The following is a 5,788-nucleotide window of genomic DNA, read 5'->3' as shown; positions in this document are numbered from 1 at the left end:
TTGTCTACACCCTCTAAGGTTCAATGCATGAACGTTCAAAAAAATCAGGAATAGACCTTGTTGTTGATACGGTTCCAGCCACCCGAGACATTTCCTCCACCCGCACCATCCGATCTTTTTTGCTGTGTGTAGGTGGTTTTTATTTTCCCGTAATTCAAGCTGATCGTTTCACTGGGTATGCCATCATTGGCATGCTGGGTGTAGTTGGAAATGATGACTTCTTCCAGCAGCACTTCAAAGTATTTGACCTTTTCTCCGCCTGCACGATGCAGTGACAAAACAACTTCTTTCAGGTGTCTGCCCGCGCACAAGGTTTCCATGAGCTTGCAGCTCGATTTGTCCAGTGATTTGGTGAACGAGAAATCACTCAAGGAAGTCCTTCCGGACGATGCTCCACCGGAAGAACTCGCCGTGGCGGAAGTACTTTGATGCATGCCGAAGCCATACCCGGTGATCTCGATACAGTCCTTGTAGCGGTCACCCAGCGCTTCGCCTGGAATGCCTTCTATCTTGATATAGGCGTCAAAAGCCATTTTGAAATATCCCTGTTTATCAGGCGGTATGCCTGAGAAGTACATTTATTTTTCATGCGCTCAATGGTTTACAGCCAGCAGAAGAATAATCTGTCTTTCAGGGAGGGGAAGGGGTATTGAACCTCTGGGGAGTAGCGAACTGTCTCGGTTTATTGTCTGAAATGTATTACGGACTGATCGCAGGGTGCGATGTATATTGCCAGTGAGTCGTATTGTTTATCGGGGATAAGTTGCCTTGTTATATTGGCCACAGGCTGAACGGTTTATTCCGGATCGCACTGGAAGATCGCAGGGACAGTAAGTTAATCCGCATAAAACCCCGGCTTGCGCCGGGTTTTTATTGTCTTGCAGATCAGAATTTACTGCACTTCCACCGCCAGACTGTTGCTGATCTTCTTCTGCCAGATCTGCGGGCCTGTGATGTGCACGGATTCGCCGGTGCTGTCTACGGCAACGGTAACCGGCATGTCCTTGACCTCGAACTCGTAGATCGCTTCCATACCCAGCTCGGCAAAAGCCACGACTCGGGATTTCTTGATCGCCTGAGCCACGAGGTATGCAGCGCCGCCGACGGCCATCAGATACACGGCCTTGTGGTCACGGATCGCTTCGATGGCGGTCGGGCCGCGTTCGGATTTGCCGATCATGCCCAGCAGGCCGGTCTGGTCGAGGATCTGACGGGTGAACTTGTCCATCCGCGTGGCCGTGGTCGGGCCTGCCGGGCCAACGACTTCTTCGCGTACCGGATCAACCGGGCCGACGTAGTAGATGAAACGACCCTTGAGGTCGACCGGCAGGCTTTCGCCCTTGTTGAGCATTTCGACCATGCGCTTGTGCGCGGCGTCGCGTCCGGTAAGCATCTTGCCATTGAGCAGCACGGTTTCGCCCGGCTTCCAGCTTTGCACTTCTTCCGGGGTCAGGGTGTCGAGGTTGACGCGGCGGGCCGATGGGCCGGCTTCCCAGACGATTTCCGGGTAGGCGTCCAGCGACGGCGCTTCCAGCGAGGCAGGGCCGCTGCCGTCGAGCACGAAGTGCGCGTGGCGGGTGGCGGCGCAGTTAGGGATCATGCACACCGGCAGCGACGCAGCATGGGTCGGGTAGTCCATGATCTTGACGTCGAGCACGGTGGTCAGACCACCCAGGCCCTGAGCACCTATGCCCAGCTGGTTGACCTTTTCGAACAGTTCCAGACGCATTTCTTCGATGCGGTTCTGCGGGCCACGGGCCTTCAGCTCATGAATGTCGATGGACTCCATCAACACTTCCTTGGCCATGACCGCTGCCTTTTCCGCGGTGCCGCCGATGCCGATGCCGAGCATGCCCGGTGGGCACCAGCCTGCGCCCATGGTCGGAACGGTTTTCAGGACCCAGTCGACGATCGAATCGGACGGGTTGAGCATCGCCATCTTCGATTTGTTTTCCGAACCGCCGCCTTTCGCCGCGACGTCCACTTCCACGGTATTACCTGGGACGATGGAGTAGTGGATAACAGCCGGGGTGTTGTCCTTGGTGTTTTTGCGAGCGCCTGCCGGGTCGGCGAGGATCGAGGCACGCAGCACGTTTTCAGGCAGGTTGTAAGCGCGACGCACGCCTTCGTTGATCATGTCGTCCAGGCCCATGGTGGCACCATCCCAGCGAACATTCATACCCACGCGTACGAAAACGGTGACGATGCCGGTGTCCTGGCAGATCGGGCGATGACCGGTCGCGCACATGCGCGAGTTGATCAGGATCTGGGCGATGGAGTCGCGAGCGGCAGGCGACTCTTCACGCAGATACGCCTCGTGCATGGCCTGGATGAAATCCACGGGGTGGTAGTAGGAAATGAACTGCAGTGCGTCTGCAACGCTCTGAATCAGGTCGTCTTGCTTGATCACGGTCATGCGGCGCGCTCCTCTGTAAGGACGGGAACATTCAATTACGCTATCGGCGGCAGTCTGGAACTGCGGCTTGAACCAGAGCTGTCAGGTTAGCCGTAGCGGGCGCAATAAAGGCGCGGCAGTATAACCCGCCCGACAGGCCAGTCTGTACAATCGCCGTTATTTTCTGCACAGGCCGCCTGAATGCCTCAATTGCATGTTGGTGAGCGTAGCTGGTCGTTACCATCGGCCAGCAATCTGCTCGACGCCCTGAACCATGCCGGTGTGCCGGTTCCCTATAGCTGTCGTGCCGGCAGTTGCCATGCGTGCCTGGTGCGCTGTGTCAAAGGTGAGCCTGAGGACGCGTTGCCCGACGCCTTGCCCGCTGAAAAGCGCCAGCAGGGTTGGCGGCTCGCCTGCCAGTGCCGACTGGTCGGTGACCTGGCTGTCGAGGTGTTTGACCCGCAGCGTGACGGCCTGCCTGCGACAGTAGTGGGCTGCGACTGGCTCTGCCCGACCGTGCTGCGTTTGCGTCTGGAGCCTGCGCGACCTCTGCGCTATAGCGCCGGGCAACACCAGGTGTTGTGGACTGACAGCGGTGTCGCCCGGCCTTATTCGCTGGCGAGCCTTCCGGGCGAGGACCCGTTTCTGGAATTTCATATCGACTGCCACCAGCCCGGGGCCTTCCGAGATGTCGCCCGACAGCTGCGGGTCGGTGACACGTTGAGGCTCGGCGAACTGCGCGGAGGGGCGCTGCGCTATGACCCTGACTGGCAGGAAAAACCTTTGCTATTGCTGGCTGCCGGTACCGGGCTGGGCCCGTTGTGGGGCGTATTGCGTGAGGCGCTGCGTCAGGAGCATCAGGGCACCATCCGCCTGATTCATCTGGCCCATGACAGCCAGCAGCACTATCTGGCCAATGAGCTGCAAGCCCTGGCTGAGCGTTATCCACAGTTGCTTGTTCAACTGATTACCGTGCAGGCGCTGGAGACGACCCTGGCCGAGCTGCGCCTGTTGTCGCGGCATGCGATGGCGTTGTTGTGTGGCAGTGCCGACAGCGTGGAGATATTTGCCAAGCGTTTGTATCTGGCAGGTCTGCCGCGTAATCAATTGCTGGCGGATGTGTTTGTGGCGCGGGAATAAGGTGCATGTTAGTCACAGCTCTCGTTCGGCACGATTAATCACAAAGATTCGTCAGGCATACACAATGCAAAAAGGCCCCGACTCTTCCGAGACGGCCCCTTGGCTTGCAGCGTTCTGCTATCAGACCAATGGGTCGCCGACGTGCAGAATCTTCATGCCGTTGGTGCCACCTATGGTGTGGTAGCTGTCGCCCTTGGTGAGGATGACCCAGTCACCTTGCTCGACCAGACCACGCTTGAGCAGTTCGTCGACTGCGGCCTGGCTGACCTGACCCGGTGGCAGGGCTGCCGGGTCGAACGGCACGGTGTAGACGCCACGGAACATCGCTGCACGCGCTTGAGTACCACGGTGCGGAGAGAACGCGTAGATCGGCACCGAGGAGCGGATGCGCGACATGATCAGCGGGGTATAGCCGCTTTCGGTCAGTGCGATGATCGCCTTCACCCCCGGGAAGTGGTTGGCGGTGTACATGGCCGCCAGCGCGATGCTTTCGTCACAACGGGTGAACGAGTGGCCGATACGGTGGCTGGAAGTCTTGCCGGTCGGGTGCTTTTCAGCGCCGATGCAGATACGCGCCATCGCCTGAACCGCTTCGATCGGGTAGGAGCCTGCAGCACTTTCCGCCGACAGCATGACGGCGTCGGTGTAGTCGAGCACGGCGTTGGCTACGTCGGACACTTCGGCACGCGTCGGCATGGGGCTTGAGATCATCGACTCCATCATTTGCGTGGCAACGATCACCGCCTTGTTGTGGCGACGTGCGTGCAGAATAATGCGTTTCTGTACGCCAACCAGCTCGGCATCACCGATTTCAACGCCCAGGTCGCCACGCGCAACCATGACAGCGTCACTGGCGCGAATCAGCTCATCGAGCACTTCGTCGTTGGCAACGGCTTCGGCGCGTTCGATCTTGGCCACCAGCCAGGCTGTACCGCCGGATTCGTCGCGCAACTGGCGAGCGTATTCCATGTCGGCGGCATCGCGCGGGAAGGAAACGGCCAGGTAATCCAGGTCCATTTCGGCAGCGAGCTTGATGTCCTGCTTGTCTTTCTCGGTCAGTGCCGGAGCCGTCAGGCCACCGCCGCGACGGTTGATGCCCTTGTGATCGGACAGCGGACCGCCGATCAGCACGGTGCAATGCAGTTCGTCAGCCGTCTGGGTGTCGACGCGCATGACTACGCGACCGTCGTCGAGCAGCAGCTCGTCGCCTACGCCGCAATCCTTGACCAGATCCGGGTAGTCGATACCCACGATTTGCTGGTTGCCACTGGTCAGCGGATGAGCGGTGGAGAAGGTGAACTTGTCACCGACCTTCAGCTCGATTCGCTTGTCGGTGAACTTTGCGATACGAATTTTAGGACCCTGCAGGTCGCCCAGCAGAGCGACGAAGCGCCCGTGTCTGGCGGCGATTTCGCGGATCAGTTTGGCGCGTGCCTTGTGCTCATCCGGAGTACCGTGAGAGAAGTTCAGACGAGCAACGTCCAGACCCGAAAGGATCAGTTGTTCGATGACTTCCGGCGAGTTGCTGGCAGGGCCAAGTGTGGCGACGATTTTGGTGCGGCGAACGGTCATGCACAAACTCCTTAATTGAAGCGCAGCGAGAGGCTACTCCTGTCTGGGTCTTTAGTCATTGTTCCTTTGCACTACCGTGTTGCTGTCAGGGAGGGCAATCGGCTGACGGTCGGTGTGCGATTTACTTGAAGAAACAGGCTGTGACGCCGATACAGGGCAGAGAACAGGAGAGTCCCATGCGTATTGTAACGATTGTTGTATTACTGACTGCGCTCAGCGGTTGCACCCGCTGGGCGATGAATTCCAACCTCGATCACGCTTACCGTGCCTATCAGGAAGGTGATTGTGACCGGGTCATGCTGGATCTTTCCAAGGTCGAGCGTCAAAGCCGTTCGCGCCGTTATGTTCAGCCGGAAGTGTCGATGCTGCGTGGCCAGTGCCTGGAGCGGCAGAAACTGTATGTCGACGCTGCGCAGACCTATCAATTCCTGATGACTCAGTATCCAGAGAGCGAATACGCGTTCCGTGCACGGGCCAGGCTCGATACGCTCGCACAAACGGGTCTCTACCCCAAGGCTCAGCCTGCCAGACCGATCCCTGCACCTGTTCGAAACGCTCCCGTATCAAAATAGTTACCCTCATTTGAATGGCAGGCGCCGTGTTCGGGTGGATTTTGAAAAATTCTGAGCTAGGCTGTGATCACATAGTGGACGAGCTGCAGAGCTCTAGGAGGGTGTAGAC

General features: G+C 58.3%; 5 protein-coding genes. 2 read left to right on the top strand and 3 right to left on the bottom strand.

Going from position 1 to position 5,788, the window contains the following annotated elements:
* Positions 1-44 precede the first annotated feature (44 nt).
* Positions 45-533 carry an Hcp family type VI secretion system effector gene (locus ALO64_RS04085; RefSeq protein WP_044345487.1) on the bottom strand — a complete coding sequence of 163 codons (489 nt, stop codon included), beginning with the start codon at positions 531-533 and terminating at the stop codon, positions 45-47.
* A 359-nt stretch (positions 534-892) separates the two neighbouring features.
* A complete protein-coding gene (locus ALO64_RS04080) occupies positions 893-2,416 on the bottom strand; it encodes a fumarate hydratase (RefSeq protein WP_054991663.1) in 1,524 nt (507 codons plus the stop codon).
* A gap of 180 nt (positions 2,417-2,596) precedes the next feature.
* Between ALO64_RS04080 and ALO64_RS04075 the strand changes: the two genes are divergently transcribed.
* The gene (locus tag ALO64_RS04075; protein ID WP_044345486.1) at positions 2,597-3,535 is read left to right on the top strand and encodes an iron-sulfur-binding ferredoxin reductase; all 939 of its coding nucleotides are present in this window, start codon (positions 2,597-2,599) and stop codon (positions 3,533-3,535) included.
* A 120-nt stretch (positions 3,536-3,655) separates the two neighbouring features.
* On the opposite strand, the gene pyk is transcribed toward ALO64_RS04075, so the two are convergent.
* Complete coding sequence (pyk, locus tag ALO64_RS04070; RefSeq protein ID WP_002554985.1) at positions 3,656-5,107, bottom strand: pyruvate kinase; 1,452 nt, start codon at positions 5,105-5,107, stop codon at positions 3,656-3,658.
* Between the two features lie 176 nt (positions 5,108-5,283).
* On the opposite strand from pyk, the gene ALO64_RS04065 reads away from it, so the two are divergent.
* Positions 5,284-5,679 (top strand): tetratricopeptide repeat protein, encoded by a 396-nt coding sequence (locus ALO64_RS04065; RefSeq protein ID WP_002554984.1) that lies wholly within the window; start codon positions 5,284-5,286, stop codon positions 5,677-5,679.
* Positions 5,680-5,788: the final 109 nt, after the last annotated feature.

Source organism: Pseudomonas meliae (assembly GCF_001400515.1).
In the GTDB taxonomy this organism is placed as follows: domain Bacteria; phylum Pseudomonadota; class Gammaproteobacteria; order Pseudomonadales; family Pseudomonadaceae; genus Aquipseudomonas; species Aquipseudomonas amygdali.
This window is presented reverse-complemented; position numbering and strand designations above follow the sequence as displayed.

Bases quoted from the DNA above. Each gene is read 5' to 3' on its own strand.
- ALO64_RS04085 (WP_044345487.1), bottom strand. From the start codon at position 533: ATGGCTTTTGACGCCTATATCAAGATAGAAGGCATTCCAGGCGAAGCG.
- ALO64_RS04080 (WP_054991663.1), bottom strand. From the start codon at position 2,416: ATGACCGTGATCAAGCAAGACGACCTGATTCAGAGCGTTGCAGACGCA.
- ALO64_RS04075 (WP_044345486.1), top strand. From the start codon at position 2,597: ATGCCTCAATTGCATGTTGGTGAGCGTAGCTGGTCGTTACCATCGGCC.
- pyk (WP_002554985.1), bottom strand. From the start codon at position 5,107: ATGACCGTTCGCCGCACCAAAATCGTCGCCACACTTGGCCCTGCCAGC.
- ALO64_RS04065 (WP_002554984.1), top strand. From the start codon at position 5,284: ATGCGTATTGTAACGATTGTTGTATTACTGACTGCGCTCAGCGGTTGC.